This window comes from Azospirillum sp. A26, from assembly GCF_042604635.1.
Lineage (GTDB): Bacteria > Pseudomonadota > Alphaproteobacteria > Azospirillales > Azospirillaceae > Azospirillum > Azospirillum palustre.
In genome coordinates this window covers 1,244,205-1,259,814 of the sequence record NZ_CP170473.1, presented here as the reverse complement: position 1 = coordinate 1,259,814, position 15,610 = coordinate 1,244,205, and the positions used below count along the sequence as shown (strand labels likewise).

The window sequence follows — 15,610 nt, the reverse complement described above, 5'->3', positions numbered from 1 at the left end:
TCGAAAGCAGCGCGCTTCCGGACATTGATCCTCCAAAGGAGTGGCTAAAATGGCCGGCAACGTTACCCTGTCCTCTTCCATGCGGACCAACCTCCTGCAGCTGCAAAGCACGCAGGAGCAGATCAACAAGAAACAGAACATCCTGTCGACGGGCAACAAGGTCAACACCGCCCTCGACGGCCCGACCGCCTTCTTCTCGGCCAAGGGTCTGAACCAGCGCGCCGGCGACCTGACGTCGCTGAAGGACGCGATGGGCCAGTCGATCAGCACCATCCAGGCCGCCGACAAGGGCCTGACCTCGATCGACTCCATGGTCGACCAGGCCAAGGGCCTGACCACCGCCGCCTACGCTGCGCTCGGCAACGATGCCGCCTCCATCGCCACCCGCAAGTCGCTCGCCTCCCAGTTCAACACGCTGCGTGGCCAGATCGACAAGCTTGCCGCCGACAGCGGTTACGGCGGCAAGAACCTGATCGCCGGCAACGGCATGAGCATGGACAGCACCAGCGCGTCCCGTGCCGCCGTCAACAGCATGACCGGCGTCGACAACGCCCGTGTCACCAACGTGCAGTCGGCCGACACCTACTCGATCCGCGTCAAGGGCGACGGCTCGATCGAGGGCAAGACCGCCGACATCTCCGCCGCGGAGAACGCGCACGGCCTGACCGGCCTGAAGCTGTCGGGCACGATGTCCGGCACGACGGGCAGCTTCTCGAACGTCCAGATCGAGGTGCGCGGCGCCAACGGGCGTTCCCGCGACTTCATCGTTTCGGACGGCAGCGAGAGCCGCACGATCTCCTACTTCGACAATTCCCAGACGACCTCGACCGCCCTGAAGACCGCCGCGAAGACCGGTTCGGCCCAGGTGTCGACGGTGAATATCGGTGGAACCATCGAAGAAGGCGACATCTTCACCATCACGGTGGAAGGCCAGTCCTTCAGCTACACCGCCACGTCGGGCGACGTCGCCGTCGGCCAGAACGCTTCGGCCAAGGTGGCCGCCGGGCTGAAGGCCTCGATCAGCACGGCTCTCACCGGTACCGGCCGCCTGGTCGGCAAGGACGTCGCCACCGCCTCCGTCACGAACACCGGCACGATCACCCTCACCGGCAAAGCCACGGCCGGCGCGGTGACCGACTTCACGCTGACCTCCAGCGCCACCAACGCGCTGACCAAGAAGATTTCGGAAAGCTTCGCGTCGGGCACCATCGTGTCCTTCACGGTCGACCGCCGCCTGCTGGAAGCGGCCAACAACCAGGGCAACGGCATCTCGACCATCGAGAAGAAGGTCGATCTGCAAATCCAGGTCACCAACTCCAACGGCGCCCAGGTAACGCGCGACGCCACGAACGACCAGGGTGACGGCAAGCTGACCGGTGGCGACCAGGCGTTCGCATTCGACAGCGGCACTGTCCACATGGATGTCGATGCGAAGACGATCAAGAAGGCGGCTTCAGCCAACTGCTCGGCCAACATCGTCACCAAGCAGATTTCCGACGCCAACTCCAAGAACGACATCACCGTCCAGCTGAACGAGACGAACACGAACGCGATCACGGTGAACGCGGTCAACCTGACCACCAGCGGTCAGGGTCTGAAGCTCGACGAAGCGCAGAACAACTGGACGGACCGCGCCGACATCGACAAGGCGGTGGCCGGCCTCGACAACGCGAAGGCGACGATCCGTTCGGCCTCGCAGTCGCTGTCGACCAACCTGAACATCATCACGACCCGCGAAAACTTCACCAAGGAGTTCAGCGACGTGCTGACGGAAGGCGCCAGCAAGCTGACGCTGGCCGACCAGAACGAGGAAGGCGCCAGCCTGCTGATGCTGCAGACCCGCCAGCAGCTCGGCACCATCGCCCTCTCGCTCGCCAACCAGTCGCAGCAGTCGATCCTGCGTCTGTTCTAAGGCGTAGAGTTCCAACGGCGAGTTCGGGTAGGATCACGCCCGGCGGGCGGCGGCATCAGGCCGCCGCCCGTTTCTTTTTTGGGCCGGACCGGTCCGGCAAAGGCCGGACGGCAACGGCCCGCAAGCCCCGGGTTCCCAACTCATGCCACTCAAGTTCGTGCTTCGTCCCAACGAGAAGGTCATCATCAACGGTGCCGTCATCGGTGCCGGCGACCGTCCGGGTTCGTTCTTCCTTTACAACACCGCCAATTTCCTGCGCGGGCGCGAGGTTCTGAAGGAAGAGCAGATCGACTGCATCGAAAAGAAGCTCTATTTCGTCATTCAGCTTGTCTACATCTTCCCGGAAGACTCGACGCTGAATCTTCAACGCTTCGCTTCGATATTGGACGAAACCCGCGAAGCTCGGCCGGACGCTTCCAAGACGCTGGACGAGATCACGCGTCTGGTCGAAAGCCGCAATTACTATCGGGCGCTCAAGCTCTGCCGCAAGCTGTTCAGGACAGCGGATGGCGGATCGCTGGATGGCGGTATGGCCGACAGCGCCGCCGGCGACGACGAAGACCCATCGACCACCGATCGGACGCCGTGACCGTCGCCGAGCTGCTCGACACCGCATTACCGCTGCATCGCGCCGGCCGCCTTGCCGAGGCGCTGGCGCTTTACCGCCGGATCCTGACCGATGATCCGGCGCATGCCGACGCACTGCACCTGTCGGCGATCGTCGCCCACCAGACCGGCCGCACCGCGGAGGCCCTGGCCAATCTGGGGGCCGCGCTGGCGGTGCAGCCCGGCTTCGCCACGGCCTACAACAGCCTGGGCAATGTCCTGGCCGATCTCGGCATGCTGGAGGAGGCGCTGGCCGCCTATGCGGTCGCAATCCGGCAGAACGACCGCTATGTCGAGGCCTACAACAACCGCGCCACCGTGCTTCAGCGCCTCGGCCGGCGGGATGAGGCGGCGGAGGCCTACGCCCGTGCGCTGACCATGGGGCCGGACAACCTGACGGCCCGCTTCAATTACGGCGTGCTGCAACGGGAATTGGGCCAGATCTCTCCGGCAGCCAACGCCTTCTATGCGGTGGTGCAGGCCGACCCTTCCCACTCCGCCGCATGGCGGCATCTGGCGATCTGTTTGCGCAACCTGGGCCATCCCGATGCGGAGGCCTGTCTGCGCCGCGCGCTGCAGGACGCGCCGGGCGATAAGGACCTGTCGCTGGAGCTGGGTGCCCTGCTGAACAGCAGTGGCGACCATCAGGCGGCCTGCGGTGTCCTGGCTGCGGCGGTCGCGGCGCATCCCGGCAATGCGCAGTTGCACTTCAACTATGGCACCGCCCTCCAGGGCGCGCGGTGCCTGAGGGAAGCGGCCGTGCAGTTCCGGCTGGCTCTCGACCGCGAGCCGGCGATGCAGGGGGCGTGCAACAATCTGGGCGTGGCCTTGCTCGAACTGGGAGAGATGGGCCCGGCGACCCTGGTGCTCAGCCGCGCGGTGGCACTCAGTCCCGGCGATGCCATGGTGGTGAACAACCACGGCACGTCGCTGGAAAGCCGCTACGACCTGGAAGCCGATTCCGAAAAACCGGCGCGCTGGTATCGGCGAGCCCTGCGGCTCCGTCCCGATTATGGAAAGGCTCTGGTCAATCTTGCCGGCATCCATATCCTGCGGCAAGAACTCCACCATGCCGAACGGCTTTATCGCAGCGCCGCGGCGGCCGATCCGCGCAGCGTGGAGACCTTCGTCAATCTCGGCGCCCTGCTGCTCGACCGCGACGACCTTTCCCAGGCGGGACGGATGTACCGGCGAGCCCTGGCGATTGACGCCGGCAGCCCTACCGCGCTGACCGGTTACGGTCTGGTTCTGCAAAGGCTCGGCCGCATCGGCGAGGCGGAGGCCGCACATCGGCGTGCGCTGGAGATCGATGGCCGGCATGCGGAGGCAGCCGGCAACCTCGGCATGTTGCTCTGGCAATATTATCAGGACGATACCGCCGCCGAACCCTGGATGGACCTTGCCCTGTCGGTCAATCCATCGCTCAACACCGCGCATCTCAACCGCGGGATGCTGCGGCTTTCCCGCGGCGATCTGCCCGGCGGCTGGGACGGGTACCGTCGGCGGTTCTGGGCGAAGGGCTATGTGAACCGGCGGATCGCCGCCCCGCTGTGGCAGGGGGAAAACCCCGCCGGGCGCCGCCTGCTCGTCTGGCGGGAACAGGGGGTCGGCGACGAGATCATGTTCGCCTCCTGCTACCCGTCGTTGATCGGGCGGGCCGGGCATGTGGTGATCGAATGCGACCGCCGGTTGGTGCCTTTGTTCGCACGATCCTTCCCCCAGGCGACGGTCAGGGCGGAGTCGGTCGATGCCGTCGGCAGTGAAACCATCCAGCCGCCGGGCGTCGATGCCCATGTTCCGGCCGGCGATCTGCCGGGTCACCTGCGCACCAGCCTGCCCGGTTTCGACGGGCAGGCACCTTGGCTGGTGCCGGACCCGACGCTGATGGAGCGGTGGCGGGAGCGGTTGGCGCTGCTAGGACCGGGCCTGCGGGTCGGCATCGGCTGGCGCAGCCAGATGATGACGTCGGAGCGCACGGCCGCCTATGTGATGCTGGACCAGTGGGGACCGCTGTTCGCCGTGCCCGGCCTGGTCTTCGTCAATTTGCAGTATGGCGACTGCGAGGCCGAGATTCGGGCGGCAGAGGAGCGCTTCGGCGTGACCATCCACCGCTGGGCCGATCTGGATCTGAAGGACGATTTCGAGGGCGCGGCGGCGCTGACCGCCAACCTCGATCTGGTGATCTCGCCGGCGATGTCGGCAGGCGAACTGGCCGGAGGGCTGGGGGTTCCGGTCTGGCGCTTCGGTACCCGCGACTGGACCCAGCTGGGCAGCGGGGTTCGGCCCTGGTTCCCGACGATGCGCCTGTTCCAGCCGAACCCTGGCGAAGCTCTGGACGGGGCGCTTGCCCGGATGGCGAAGGAATTGCGGCGCATGGCATCCGGTAGGCCGCAGGCGCAGCAGCCAGCCCAGCAAGCGGCCATCATGGCGCCCGCCGGGCCGGGTCTCGACGATGACCGGAAGATGGCGGAAGCCGTCGCCCACTACCGCGCCGGCGACTTTGCGCTGGCGGAGTCCCTGGTGCGGCAACTTCTCGACAGGGTGCCCGGCCATTCGGTCGCCCTGCATCTGGGCGGTGTGTTGGCCAAGCGGCGCGGTTCGCTGGAGGAGGCGCGGGACCTGTTGGCCCAGGCCTCCTCTGCCGATCCGCACAACGCCTCCGCCCATGCCGCCCTGTGCGAAGTCCAACAGGGGCTGGGCCAGCTCGAAGCCGCCGACCGTGCTTCCCGTGCCTGCGTCGCCGTGCAGCCGGACGGTGTCGGCCATTGGGTAAACCGGACGGCGCTGCTGCGCCGCACCGGGCAGGTGGCGGCCGCCCGGTCCGCCATCATCCGCGCATTGCGCCTGCGCCCCGATCTGGCCCCCGCTCTGGGACATCTTGCCGAACTGGCCGACACCCCCGCGGAAGCGGTGAAGATCCATCGCATTGCGGTCAGCCTGACGCCGGGAACGGCCGATGTCCTCAGCAATCTGGGCGGCGCCCTCCACAAGCTGCTCCGCTTCGACGAGGCGGCGCGAATGCTGGACCGTGCGACCCGCTGCGACCCCGGCCTTGCCGTCGCCTGGACCAACCGCGGCAATGCCCTGGAAGCGATGGACCGGATTGCGGAAGCGGAGACCTGCCACCGGACCGCCATCGAGCTTGCACCGTCATTGGCGGATGCGCACGGCAACCTTGCCTATCTGTTGAAACGGCACGGCCGGCAGGAGGAGGCACTTGCCGCCTTCGATGCGGCGCTCGAGGCCGACCCCAAGCACGCGCAGGCGCGATACAACCGCTCCCTTCTGTTGCTGGAAACCGGCGCATTGCGTACCGGCTGGGCCGACCATGACTGGCGCTTCGCCACGCCGCAGTTCCAGGATCAGCGGCGTCGGCTGACCATGCGGGCGTGGCGCGGCGAGAACATTGCCGGGCGGCGGCTGCTGGTGTGGCGGGAACAGGGGGTGGGCGACGAGATCCTGTTCGCCTCCTGCTATGAGGAGGCGATGCGGCGCGCCGGTCGTCTGGTGATCGAATGCGACCGCCGGCTGGTGCCGCTTTTCACGCGATCCTTCCCCGGCGCCGACGTCCGGCCGGAGAGTGCCGACCCGCGCGACGCCGATCTCCAGATCGCCGCCGGCAGCCTTCCGCGCCTGTTGCGTGCCGACCTGAAGCGCTTTCCCGCCCGATCGTCCTGGCTGGTGCCGGACCCGGCGCTGGTGGAACGGTGGCGGGAGCGGCTGGCGGCGCTGGGGCCGGGCCAGGGTCCGGGTCTGCGGGTCGGCATCGGCTGGCGCAGCCAGCTGATGACCGCCGACCGCAAGGCCGCCTATGTGATGCTGGAGCATTGGGAACCGCTGTTCGCCGTGCCCGGCCTGGTCTACGTCAATTTGCAGTATGGCGACTGCGAGGACGAGATTCGGGCGACGGAGGAGCGCTTCGGCGTGACCATCCACCGCTGGGCCGATTTGAACCTGAAGGACGATTTCGATGGCGCGGCTGCGCTGACCGCCAACCTGGATCTGGTGATCTCGCCAGCGATGTCGGCGGGAGAACTGGCTGGTGCGCTGGGGGTTCCGGTCTGGCGCTTCGGCGGCCGCGACTGGACGCAGCTTGCCACCGGCGCCCGCCCCTGGTTCCCGACCATGCGGCTGTTCCAGCCGAACCCTGGCGAAGGACTTGAGGCCGCGATTGCCCGGATGGCAAATGCGTTGCGTGCCAGCGCGACGCCACGGGGCAGGGCAGCCGGTCCGGCAGCGATCGGAGCGGGAGGTGGCGACTCCGGGACTACCGACGCCGCATATCCGGACCCCGACCCGGACAGGCTTCTGGAACTTGCGGTCGACGCCCACCGCAACGGTGCCTGGGTTGAGGCGGCTCCCCTCTATGAGCGGGTGCTGGCAAGCCGTCCGCGCGACCCGGTGGCCCTGCACCTGTCGGGTCTGCTCGCCCACCAGACGGGCGCGTCGGCGCGAGGGGAGGGGCGCATCGCCGCTGCGGTCGCCGAGGCTCCGGAATATGCGACGGCGCATATCAGCCTGGGAAATGTCCGTCTGGCGCTCGGGATGGCGGGGCCGGCGGCGGCGAGTTTCCGGACCGCTCTGGCGGTCCAGCCCGACAGCGCGGCGGCCCTGACCAACCTCGGCAATGCACTCGACGCGCTGGAGCGGAGCGCCGCCGCGGCCGACCTCCACCGGAAGGCGGTCGCGATCGACCCGGATCTGGCGGAGGCGCATGACAATCTCGGCGTCGCCCTCGCCCGGCTGGGCCGCTGGGCCGAGGCGGAGCGGGCGCATGCACAGGCGCTCCGTCGGGCACCGGGGCTGGAGGCCGGGTGGATGAACCTGTCGGTGGCGCTGCGCCGCCTCGGCCGGCTGGATGCGGCGGAACGGGCAGGGCGCCGCGCCCTGGCGCTCGCCCCCGCCCTGACTGACGCAATGGCGAACCGTGGCCGGCTGCTGCGCGAACTGGGGGATCCCACCGCGGCGGGTCCATGGTGCGCCCGCGCGCTGGCGGTTGAGCCCGGCCACGCGGCGGCGGCCTTCAATGGCGGGTTGCTGGCGCTGACGGCCGGCCGGCTGGCGCAGGGCTGGAACGGCTATGACCGCCGCTTCGACACGCGCGACATGGCGGCGGCATTCCGGCGCCCCGGCGCCCCTCTCTGGGACGGCGGGCCTCTGTCGGGGAAGCGCCTTCTGGTCTGGCGCGAACAGGGCATTGGCGACGAGCTGATGTTCGCACAGCGTTTGCCGGAACTGATTGCCCGGGCCGACCATGACGGCGGCCATGTCGTTGTCGAGTGCGATCCCCGCTTCGTACCGCTGTTCGCCCGGTCCTTTCCCCGGGCAACGGTGCGGCCGGCCCCCGCCCCGCCCGGTGAGCCATCGTCCGACATCGACGCCCATGCCCCCATCGGATCGCTGTCGCGCCGATTGGGCGGCACCCTGCCGGACTTCGCCGCATTGGGCGCCGCTGTGGGACCGGCCTTGCGCGCCGACCCGGCGGCGGTCGAGATCTGGCGGCGGCGTCTGTCCGGATTGGGAGACGGCCTGCGGGTCGGCGTCGCCTGGCGCAGTAGCCAACTCGACCCCGACCGCATGCCCGATTACACGCGCATCGAGGATTGGCGGCCGGTGCTGACCTTACCCGGCCTGATCCCGGTCAACCTGCAATATGGCGACTGCGGAGCGGAGCTGGCGGCGGCCCGCGACGCTTTCGGCCGGGCGCCGCACGACTTTGCCGACCTCGACCTGCGCAACGATCTCGATGGTACGGCAGCGCTGATGTCGGCCCTGGATCTGGTGATCGCCCCGGCGACCTCCACCGGCGAATTGGCCGGAGCGCTCGGCGTGCCGGTCTGGCGGCTGGGACGCACGGGCGATTGGACAGCGCTCGGCACCGGTGTGCGGCCTTGGTTTCCGTCGATGCGGCTGTTCTGGACCGGTCCCGGCGAACGGGTGGCCGACCTCCTTCCCAAGGTGGCCGCGGACCTCGAACGCTTCCGCCGGGCGGGCGGCTGACGGCTGTTTCCGGAACCCGGACGTCAAAAGGCCGGGGTGAGGCGGTCCACCTCAACCCGGCCTTTAACCCCTATTCAAGGGTGAAGATCAAAGGTCGTTGCTGTGATTGGGGGGATCAATTCATCTGGCCGGGGCGCGTCAGGCGGTCGATCTCTTCCTTGACGTGCAGCTTCTCGAGTTTGAGGCGCTTTACTGCGCTCTCATCCGGCCATGAGCGCTTCTCCTCGTCGAGGATCGCCCGGTCCAGGCGCATGTGCTTTTCCTGCAGAGACGAAAGGCGAGCTTCAGTGTGCATGAGTCGCTCTCCATGTGATCAGTCCGCGTCCCGCCTCAATGTGACGGTCCGGTAACAGCAGTGTTCACCGATCCGAACCGCCGAACAACCTTAATCTTGCGTTTTATGCGGTCAAACCATGCGAAAAGATGCCTCAACCGTTCAGACGTATGACAGTGGGTCGCAGGGGTGGGATCTTGAAATCACTTCGCGCACTACCATCCGGAGGCGAACAGACCCTTTGAACCAAAGGGTTATGCCACCGGTGGCTGGTCGACGGGCGGTCCGGCAATGTCGAAAAGCGCCCTGCGCAGCTCGTCACGGCCAGGCTGAAGCACCAGCGCGTGGCGATACCAGCCGGCAGCCTCGCCCTTGCAACCCAGTCGCTCGAGGATCGTGGCGAGCCTGACGGCAACGGAAGGAACCGTGGGATCGAGGCGGGCGGAGCATCGCAACGCTTCTGCCGCTGCCTCGGGCCGACCGAGGCTCTCCAGCGCGATACCCCATCGATGCAGCACCGCCGCACCGGTACCGAGCCGTGCCGCCCGGCCATAGGATTCCGCCGCCGCCGCGGTATGGCCGGCTTCGCGTTCGGCATGGCCAAGCCCCTCCAGCGCCGTCGGCAGGGCGGGCGACAATTCCAGGGCATAGCGGAATCGGCGGGCGGCATCCTCCGGCCGGCGCAAAGCGCGCAGAATCTTTGCGTGGTTGACCGCCGCCTCGGTCGCTCGCGCGTCCAGGGTCAGCGCGCGGACGAGCAGCCCGTCGGCCTCCTCGAGCCGGCCAAGCTGGGCGGCCAGCAGACTATAGCGGTGCAAGGCTTCGGCCTCCGCCGGCTCGCTGGCGAGGATGCGGCGGTAAAGACCCTCCGCCTCATCGAACCTGCCGGACTGGTGACGGTCGAACGCCTCGGCAAGCAGGCTATGGCTGTCGCTCATCCGGCCGGAACCAGGGCTTTCAGTGCATGCACCGCCTGCCCGGCGGCGACGGCCAGATCCTGGCCTTCCGGCGGCTGGATCAGGCGCATGGCCGGGAACCAGGGCCGGACGCCGGTGCCGATCTGCGTCCAGTCGCGGGTGCCGAGCCGCCAGACCGGCGTGCCCAGCGCACCCGCCAGTTCGCCGACCGCCGTGGCCGGCGAAATCACCAGATCCAGGTTGGCGATCAGGGCGGAAACGCCTTCGAAATCATCCTTCAGATTCAGGTCGTCCCACCGGTGTAGCCGGCGCGTTGCCGTTTCCACCCTCGCCAGTTCGGCGGTGCAGTCGCCATATTGCAGCATCACGACGCTGACGCCGGGCATGTCGAGCAACGCCGTCCAGTCGGCAAGGCCAGTGTAGGCGGCGGCACGCTGGACGGTGACGATCTGGCTCCGCCATGCCAGCCCCACCTTCAGGCCGGGCAGGGCGGCGAGGCGGTCGCGCCACCGGGTGACGAGACCGGGGTCGGGGCGCAGATAGGCTGGACGGTCCGGATAGCGCGCCAGCCTGTCGCGGACCATGGCCGGCAGGTTGCCCGCCGGCATCTGCAACTCGCAATCCGGCGGATCGATCGTCTCCCGCCCCGCGGGGTCCGCCGTCTCCGCCCGGACCGCCACCCAGGGGAAGGAGCGGGCGAACAGGCTGACCAGCCGCCGGTCGCACTCGACGGTGACCGGCCCGTCGAGCCCGTTCAAGGCGTCGAAACAGGAGGCGAACAGAATTTCGTCGCCGACGCCCTGTTCCGACCAGACCAGCAGTCGCCGGCCCTGCAACGCCTCGCCCATCCAGACCGGCCGGTCGATGCGGCGGGCCCGCTGCAATTGCCGGGCGGAAAAGCGGCGGGAATAGCCGGCCCAGCCCTCGGCGATGCGCCCGTCGGCGAGATCCATCAAGCCGAGATTCCAGGTCGCCAGCGCAAAGCCGGGATCGACCCGCAGGGCGCGTCGCAGATGGCTCTTCGCCTCCTCCAGCCGGTTGGCCAGCGTCGCCATGGTGGCGAGGTTGTTGTTGGCCTCGGCCGACTCCGGTTGCAGGGCCAGCGCACGGCGGTAATGGCCGGTCGCCTCCGGCGTCTGCCCGGTCAGCTCGCAGGCATGGCCGAGATTGGCATGAGCTGGAATATGGTCGGGCTGGATGGCGATGGCGCGTCGGTGCAGCCGCATGCCCTCCGCCGGCTGTCCGCCGATCTGATGGACGAGGCCGAGATGGGTCAGCGCCTCCGGATAGGCCGGGTGCAGGGCCAGCGCGCGGGCGAAGGCGAAGGATGAGTCGGCGTGGCGCTTTTCCATTTCATGCACCAGACCCAGATGGTTCCAGGCCTGGGGAAAGACTGGATCCATGCGCAGCGCTTCGCCGATCAGGGCGAGCGCATCGTCGTTCCGCCCGGTCTGGTGCATCAACAGCCCAAGCAGATGCAGGGCATCGGGATGGCCAGGGGCTTCGCGCCGGGGATCGGCGGCAATGGCGGCACGGTAGGCCGCTTCCGCCTCATCCGGCCGGCCGGTGCGGTGAAGGTCGGCGGCATGGTTCAGCAGCGCATCGAAATCGGCGGGCGTTTCCGGTTCGGGAACAGCCGTCTCCTCGGGAGCAGGCTTGGGCTCCGGCAGCATGGCGCGCAGCGCTTTGGCGATGGATGCGATGGTCGAGTCCAGCGCTTCGCCCGGCCGCGGCTGGAACAGGCGCATGGTCGGGAACCAGGGGCGGATTCCAGTGCCCAGTTGGGTCCAGTCGCGGCCGCCGAAGCGCCAGACCGGAACCCCCAGCGCACCGGCCAACTCCCCCGCCGACATCGCCGGTGAGATCACCAGATCGAGGTTGGCGGTCAGCGCCGCCGCGCCATCGAAATCGTCCTTCAGGTTCAGATCGGCCCAGCGGTGGATGGTCACGCCGAAACGCTCCTCCTCCGCCCGAAGCTCGGCCTCGCACTCGTCATACTGCAAATTGACGAAGGTCAGGCCAGGCACGGCGAACAGCGGTCCCCACCGGTCCAGCATCACATAGGAAGCCTTGCGGTCGACGGTCATCAGCTGGCTGCGCCAGCCGATGCCGACGCGCAGGCCCGGTCCTAGCAGCGCCAGCCGCTCCCGCCACCGCTCTACCAGCGCCGGGTCCGGCACCAGCCAGGGGCCTTGCGGCTCGAAGGCGGACAGGCTGCCGCGCAGCAGTTCCGGCAGGTCGCCCGCCGCAACCTGGAGGTCGCAGTCGGGCGGCTCGATGGTTTCCCGCAAGGGCTCGCCGAAAGCGTCACCGGTGCAGCTTTCGGCCCGCACCGTGGCTTTCGGAAAGGAGCGGCGGAACAGCGGCACCAGACGCGAATCGCATTCGATGGTGACCGGTCCGCCCGCCCAGGCGACGACGTCCGGATAGCAGGAGGCGAACATCATCTCGTCGCCCACGCCCTGTTCGCGCCAGATCAGCAGCCGCTTGCCGCGCAGCACCTCTCCACCCCAGCGCGGCATGGGGAAGCGCCGGTTCGGCACCGCCTCCCCGGCGGCGAAACGTCGCTCGTACCCGGCCCAGCCGCGCGCGACGTCGCCGTGAAGAAGCGCCAGCAGGGACAGGTTGTAAGTGGCGGTGGCAAGGTCGGGCTGCTGGGCCAGCGCCTCCTCGAAGCAGGCCGCCGCGTCCTCGTAGCGCCCCTGCGCCTGCAAGGCGTTGCCGAGATTGTAGCGCGCCTCCACGAACTCCGGGTGCAGGTCCAGCGCCTGCCGGTGGCAAAGCTCCGCCTGATCGGGACGGCCGAGGCGCTTCAGGACGCTGCCCAGATTGTTCAGCGCGGCGCTGTGGCGCGGGTTGCGCTTCAGCGCCTGACGATAGGCGATCTCGGCACTCTCGAAAGCGCCCTTCTGTTGCAGGACGGCGCCCAGATTGTAGAAGGCGGTGGCGTCGTCGGGGCGGTGCCGGGTCACCAGCCGGTGCTGTGCGATGGCCTCGTCCAGCCGGCCGGCCATTGCCAGCGCGTCGCCGAGATTGTTGTGCGCCTCCACCATGCCCGGCGCCAGCCGCACCGCGCGGTCCAGCGCCGTCACCGCCCCGCCATGACGGTGCAGCGCGGCATGGCCGTTGCCGAGATTGTACCAGGCTTTGGCATAATCCGGCTTCAGCGCCAGCGCCGTGGCGAAGGCCCGCTGCGCCTCGTCGTGACGGCCAAGGGCTGCCAGCGCATTGCCCAGATTGTGCCGTCGCTGCGCCCCCTGCGGGTCCAGGAGGGTGGCGTTGCGGTGGGCCTGCACCGCCTCGCCCGGCCGTCCGGCGGCGGACAGCGCGCTGCCCAGATTGTCCCAGTAATCGGCGACTCCCCTGGTCTGCGCCAGGGCCTTGCCGATCAGGGTCACCGCCTCTTCCGCATGGCCCGATTGCAGGGCCAGCACCCCCAGCAGATGAAGCGCGTCGGCGTTGCGCGGGTCTTTGGTCAGCACGTCGCGATAGCCGCGCTCCGCCTCGGCGGCACGCCCGGCCTGATGGTGTGCCACTGCCTGCGCCAGCATGTTGGTGTGCTTCGCCACGTTCCGGCCCCGTCCCTGACTGCCTGCACCCTCAAAGGGAGTGCCATCATCGGTGGATCACGGTAAAGATGCCATTGATATCGGCGGGGAATCGACCTGCGGGAGAGGGGAGAACACGCGATGGCAGGGTCACGCTCGTCCTTGCGGGGCGGGGTGCGCAGGGGGCTGGCGGGAATCGCCGTGCCACCCGCGGTGAAGCTCAGCCGGCAGGCGGACGCGCTGGCCGCGGCCGGCGACGCGGCGGCGGCGGAGCCGCTCTATGCCCAGGCGCTGGCCGCCGACCCGACACTCGCGGGCACCCACAACAACCACGGCAACGCCCTGCGCGCGCTTGGCCGTCTGGACGAGGCCGCCGCCGCCTACCGGGCCGCCGTCTTCCATGGCCTGCATGAGGGGATGGCGCACTACAATCTCGGCTCCGTCCTGCGTCAGGCGGAGCGGCAGGATGAGGCGGACGCCGCCTTCCGTCAGGCTCTCGCCCTTCGTCCCGACCATGCCGAGGCCTGGAACAACTGCGGCAACCTGCTGCGCGACCTCGGCCGCTTCGGCGGGGCGGCGGTGGATTACCGCCGGGCGCTGGCTCTTCGGCCGGACTGGGCCGATGCCCATGACAATCTCGGCGCCGTGCTCTATCTGCTGCACGAACAGGGCGGGGAGGAGGATGCGGCGGCGCTGGCCCGGCTGTGGCGGCGCGACCATCCGGACAACCCGCTGGCCCGCCACATCGGCGCCGCCATCGCCGGCGAGGAGGCCGACCCGCGCGCGCCAGACGACTATGTGCGCCAGACCTTCGACCTGTTCGCCGATGAGTTCGACCGCAAGCTGGCCGAGCTGGATTACCGGGCGCCGGCCCTTCTCGCCGGCCTGCTGTCCGACGAAGAGCCGGCCGGCGACCTCGACGTGCTGGATGCCGGCTGCGGCACCGGGCTGTGCGCCGAAGCGCTCCGGCCCTATGCCCGCCGGCTGGTCGGTGTCGATCTGTCGGACGGGATGCTGAACCGCGCCCGTGCCCGCGGCCTGTATGACGGGCTGCATGAGGCGGAATTGGTCGGCTTCCTGGCAGCGCATCGGCTGGCCTTCGATCTGATCATGGCGGCCGACGTGTTCTGCTATTTCGGCGTCCTCGACGACGCTCTGGCCGCCGCCTGCGCCGCGCTGCGCCCCGACGGCCGGCTGGCCTTCACGGTGGAGGCGCTGAATCCGGCCGACGGACGGCCCCACCGCGTCGCCACCCACGGCCGCTATGCCCATGCCGAAGCCTACATCCGCACCGCGGTGGCGAATGCCGGGCTGATGCTGCGGCGATGCGACCGCGACCGGCTGCGCTTCGAAAGCGCCGAACCGGTGACCGGGCTGGTGGTGCTGGCCGAGCGCCCTGCGATTTAGGCCGGCGGCTTAGGACCGACGGCGCGGCCGGCGGAACGGAGCAGGCTTGGGGTCGGGCTTGACCGGCTGCGGGGCAGGGGCGGGCCGGAGCAGCGCGTCGGCCTCCTCGACGCGTCCTAGTGAGCGAAGCGCCAGCGCCAGCGTGTCGCGGGGCGCCGGATGGGCCGGGTCGATGCGGACCGCGTGGCGAAGCGGGGCCAGCGCCCCGGCGGCATGGTTGGTCGCTGCCAGCGCGATGCCGAGATTCAGCGCCGCCGACAGGAAATCCGGCACCAGGGCGAGCGCGTTGCGGAAGGCGATCACCGAATCCGCGCGCAGCCCGGCGGCGAACAGGGCATTGCCCAGAAGGAAGGCGATGTCGGCATCCCGCTGGTCGAGTGCCGCGGCCCGGATCAGGTCGGCCAGCGCCGGCGTCACCTGCCCGGATTCCAGCCGCAGCCGGCCGCGCGCATGCAGCAGATCGACCAGCCTTTCCCGCGCCGGATCCAGGGCCGGCTCGATGCGCAGGGCACGCTCCAGCATCGTGGCGGTGGCGTCGATGGCGCCCGGATCGCCGCGGCCATAGCGGGCGAAGGCGCGGTCGGTCCAGGCCTCCGCGAAATCGGGGCGCAGGGCCAGCGCGCGGCGGTAGGAGTCCTCGGCCTCGTCCAGCCGGTCGAGCCCGCGCAGCAGATTGGCGCGGTTGGCGTGAATGTCGGCCGCCTCCGGCCGCAGGACCAGCGCCTTGCCGATCAGAGTCAGGCCGAACTCACCCCGGTCGATCTGTCCGGCGAGGACGCCCAGATAATGCAGCGCGTCAGGCTGCTCCGGCTCGACATCGAGGATGCGGGTGTAGAGTTCCTGCGCCTCGCCGAAACGGCCGGCGAGATGCAGGTCGAGCGCCAGCGTCAAGGCTTCGAGAATGGTGGCCATGGCTCAACGCTTTAGGACGACCGGTGCCGTCACC

Annotated in this window: 8 protein-coding genes; 4 read left to right on the top strand and 4 right to left on the bottom strand. The window is 69.0% G+C overall.

The window, feature by feature from the left end:
* Positions 1-49: 49 nt before the first annotated feature.
* The 3 genes from ABNQ39_RS19620 (at position 50) to ABNQ39_RS19610 (ending at position 8,518) form a co-directional block, all read left to right on the top strand.
* The gene (locus ABNQ39_RS19620; protein WP_376959932.1) at positions 50-1,912 is read left to right on the top strand and encodes a flagellin; all 1,863 of its coding nucleotides are present in this window, start codon (positions 50-52) and stop codon (positions 1,910-1,912) included.
* Positions 1,913-2,054: 142 nt separating this feature from the next.
* The gene (locus ABNQ39_RS19615; RefSeq protein WP_376959931.1) at positions 2,055-2,501 is read left to right on the top strand and encodes a flagellar biosynthesis repressor FlbT; all 447 of its coding nucleotides are present in this window, start codon (positions 2,055-2,057) and stop codon (positions 2,499-2,501) included.
* Positions 2,498-8,518 (top strand): tetratricopeptide repeat protein, encoded by a 6,021-nt coding sequence (locus ABNQ39_RS19610; protein WP_376959930.1) that lies wholly within the window; start codon positions 2,498-2,500, stop codon positions 8,516-8,518. Before ABNQ39_RS19615 ends, ABNQ39_RS19610 begins: the two co-directional genes overlap by 4 nt.
* A 115-nt stretch (positions 8,519-8,633) precedes the next feature.
* On the opposite strand, the gene ABNQ39_RS19605 is transcribed toward ABNQ39_RS19610, so the two are convergent.
* From ABNQ39_RS19605 to ABNQ39_RS19595, 3 genes are all read right to left on the bottom strand, one after another.
* Entirely contained in the window at positions 8,634-8,813 is a 180-nt protein-coding gene (locus ABNQ39_RS19605) for a YdcH family protein (RefSeq protein WP_376959929.1), read from the bottom strand.
* Positions 8,814-9,046: 233 nt separating this feature from the next.
* Positions 9,047-9,730 carry a tetratricopeptide repeat protein gene (locus tag ABNQ39_RS19600; protein ID WP_376959928.1) on the bottom strand — a complete coding sequence of 228 codons (684 nt, stop codon included), beginning with the start codon at positions 9,728-9,730 and terminating at the stop codon, positions 9,047-9,049.
* Positions 9,727-13,278 carry a tetratricopeptide repeat protein gene (locus ABNQ39_RS19595; protein WP_376959927.1) on the bottom strand — a complete coding sequence of 1,184 codons (3,552 nt, stop codon included), beginning with the start codon at positions 13,276-13,278 and terminating at the stop codon, positions 9,727-9,729. The genes ABNQ39_RS19600 and ABNQ39_RS19595 overlap by 4 nt, the downstream gene beginning before the upstream one ends.
* A gap of 120 nt (positions 13,279-13,398) precedes the next feature.
* Between ABNQ39_RS19595 and ABNQ39_RS19590 the strand changes: the two genes are divergently transcribed.
* The gene (locus tag ABNQ39_RS19590; protein ID WP_376959926.1) at positions 13,399-14,664 is read left to right on the top strand and encodes a tetratricopeptide repeat protein; all 1,266 of its coding nucleotides are present in this window, start codon (positions 13,399-13,401) and stop codon (positions 14,662-14,664) included.
* A gap of 9 nt (positions 14,665-14,673) precedes the next feature.
* Here the strand turns inward: ABNQ39_RS19590 and ABNQ39_RS19585 are convergent, their stop codons facing one another.
* Complete coding sequence (locus ABNQ39_RS19585; protein WP_376959925.1) at positions 14,674-15,576, bottom strand: tetratricopeptide repeat protein; 903 nt, start codon at positions 15,574-15,576, stop codon at positions 14,674-14,676.
* Positions 15,577-15,610 lie beyond the last annotated feature (34 nt).

What these genes read in the sequence shown, in the direction of transcription:
- ABNQ39_RS19600 (WP_376959928.1), bottom strand. Translation starts at nt 9,730, where the DNA reads ATGAGCGACAGCCATAGCCTGCTTGCCGAGGCGTTCGACCGTCACCAG.
- ABNQ39_RS19590 (WP_376959926.1), top strand. Translation starts at nt 13,399, where the DNA reads ATGGCAGGGTCACGCTCGTCCTTGCGGGGCGGGGTGCGCAGGGGGCTG.
- ABNQ39_RS19605 (WP_376959929.1), bottom strand. Translation starts at nt 8,813, where the DNA reads ATGCACACTGAAGCTCGCCTTTCGTCTCTGCAGGAAAAGCACATGCGC.
- ABNQ39_RS19585 (WP_376959925.1), bottom strand. Translation starts at nt 15,576, where the DNA reads ATGGCCACCATTCTCGAAGCCTTGACGCTGGCGCTCGACCTGCATCTC.
- ABNQ39_RS19620 (WP_376959932.1), top strand. Translation starts at nt 50, where the DNA reads ATGGCCGGCAACGTTACCCTGTCCTCTTCCATGCGGACCAACCTCCTG.
- ABNQ39_RS19615 (WP_376959931.1), top strand. Translation starts at nt 2,055, where the DNA reads ATGCCACTCAAGTTCGTGCTTCGTCCCAACGAGAAGGTCATCATCAAC.